This is a genomic window from Mesobacillus boroniphilus JCM 21738 (assembly GCF_000517385.1).
Taxonomy (GTDB): Bacteria; Bacillota; Bacilli; order Bacillales; family Cytobacillaceae; genus Mesobacillus; species Mesobacillus boroniphilus.
The window spans coordinates 1-1,860 of record NZ_BAUW01000198.1 but is presented as its reverse complement, the minus strand read 5'-3'; the positions used below and the strand labels follow the sequence as shown (position 1 = coordinate 1,860).

3 protein-coding genes and 2 pseudogenes are annotated in these 1,860 nt (G+C 33.8%); 4 read left to right on the top strand and 1 reads right to left on the bottom strand.

Annotated elements, in window-relative coordinates; all coding sequences use genetic code 11:
* From JCM21738_RS21690 to JCM21738_RS27950, 3 genes and pseudogenes are all read left to right on the top strand, one after another.
* Positions 1-168, top strand: a 168-nt coding sequence (locus JCM21738_RS21690; protein ID WP_034331406.1) for a polymorphic toxin type 33 domain-containing protein, incomplete at its 5' end; no start/stop codon positions are given.
* Positions 169-321: 153 nt separating this feature from the next.
* A pseudogene (locus JCM21738_RS27610) lies at positions 322-459 on the top strand (DUF4279 domain-containing protein); the annotation flags it as partial.
* Positions 431-589, top strand: coding sequence for a DUF4279 domain-containing protein (locus JCM21738_RS27950; protein WP_500778559.1), 159 nt, complete (start codon positions 431-433; stop codon positions 587-589). The pseudogene JCM21738_RS27610 and the gene JCM21738_RS27950, both read left to right, overlap by 29 nt.
* 185 nt (positions 590-774) lie before the next feature.
* Here the strand turns inward: JCM21738_RS27950 and JCM21738_RS21685 are convergent.
* Positions 775-1,276: pseudogene (locus tag JCM21738_RS21685) on the bottom strand (tyrosine-type recombinase/integrase); the annotation flags it as partial.
* Between the two features lie 198 nt (positions 1,277-1,474).
* Here JCM21738_RS21685 and JCM21738_RS21680 point away from each other — a divergent pair.
* Positions 1,475-1,846 (top strand): phage integrase N-terminal SAM-like domain-containing protein, encoded by a 372-nt coding sequence (locus JCM21738_RS21680; RefSeq protein WP_023626839.1) that lies wholly within the window; start codon positions 1,475-1,477, stop codon positions 1,844-1,846.
* Positions 1,847-1,860: the final 14 nt, after the last annotated feature.

Genomic DNA, 1,860 nt, shown 5'->3' with positions numbered 1-1,860 from the left:
CATTTAAAGCGTAAAGGAATAAATGCTCACGATCTAAAAAAAGAATTTATCGGTAGAAAAGCAAAGATTGCTCATTACGATATTTATAAAGATAAGAGGACAGGTCAGTTATATATATATAAGAAAGGTGGTAAAGGAACTGGAATTCCAACGGGTACGTATATTTAGTGGGAGGTTCTGATAAAATGGCTGGAACAGAGATTTGTGTGGAATTTAATATAATCGGAGATTATTTTCAGGAAGAGGAGATTTCAAATGTTTTAGACTGATTCCTTCTGAATTTTATCGTAAAGGTGACGCGATAAAAATCGTACCTTAGCACGAAAAGAAACGTGTTGGACAATTAGTTCGGGGTTTGAGGAGTCCTTAGACATAAATGAACAGATAAAAAAAATTTTATATAGTCTTCAAAATAAAAGTGAAGAATTAAATTTTTTTAAAGAAAGAATTAAACCTTGATTATTTATTAACCATCATAATAAATGTCCAAGAAGAAAATGTACCTGCAATGTATTTCGAATCAAACGTATTAGGTTTCATTAATAATATTTCAGCAGAAATAGAAGTAGATTTATATATATTCTCTTAGAAATATCCTTATATTTAAAATTCTTTAATTGTTACAATATGCAGAAAGTCGAATATCCATCCTTAATGGATTTCGGCTTTTTGCATTCTTTAAACAATAAGATTTCAGAACAATTATAATAAAAGAAGTTTTAGGTTACTTTAAATCTATTTGCTTGCTATACAGATGTAATTTAATGTCATCTAAGGACAGTAATGGCGAAATATTATCTGAAGCTCTGCAACATATCTGAACTGCTTGTAATGCCAATACCCAAAGGTCTTTCTCATGGTATGGGTTCCAATGCCCTCCGTAATATCCACCATCTGCGCACCCTTATTCAGCGGCCTGTATGCCTGAATCCTTGGTGATAGGTAATCATCTTTTCGGCTTGGAAAAAGCCACTCAGTTCCAATCAGGTCTTTTATATATTCTTCAATTCACCATAGATATTCTCCAGGTGGATGGTCCTTGCCTTTTCGGTCTTACCTTCTTTAATGACAAACTTCTTCTTTCTTTTGAAATCCTAACCTTTCAGCTTCAATTGATCGCTGATGATCCTCAAACCGGTGTTGATACCCACCAAAACAAGATATAATCCCGTTCCCCACAGAAGCGTTTCAGGGCCCATTTCATGTCCGTAATCTGGTCATAATCACGGAGTGGCTGCACATCCATGATCTCTTCCTTTTTGTTCGGCGTCTTCATAATTTTGACTGCTTCCCCATAGTAATGGACAGTGAATCCGTCAGTCTCTGGACAATTAGCGCTATTAAGTTCTTGGACATTGAAGAACGACAATAACAGTATTAATCCTTAAATCCTTAACAAATGTATATAAAAAGAAAATTTAGTTAAAGAATATTATAGGTACCATTAATAGAAAAATAGAAAAGAGGATAACAAATGAATGATTCAAGTGATTACTGGAAGAGTAACCTTGAGGATGAAGTGACAAGGTCAATCATGAATGAATACTTGCTAAGTTTAAAGCTTGAAAACAAATCTGAACGAACAGTAAGAAACTATCGGTGGTTTTTAGAACGGTTCTTCAGCATGTGTACTATTCCTTTAAATCAATTAACAACGAATGAAGTGAGAAAGTACTTTTTACATTTCACAAATGGAAAAAAAGAGAAGACGGTAGATGCTTACCTAACAGCACTATCATCCTTTTTGCATTTTTGTCTTGCGGAAGAGTATATAGAAAATGTGATACTACGTCAAGAAAATAGACACAGATTTTTCTACCGCGCTTTCGCTTGGTGGCCTTCATAAAAAAGTTTAAATTT

Coding starts and splice junctions, on each gene's coding strand:
- JCM21738_RS21680 (WP_023626839.1), top strand. CDS start 1,475: ATGAATGATTCAAGTGATTACTGGAAGAGTAACCTTGAGGATGAAGTG.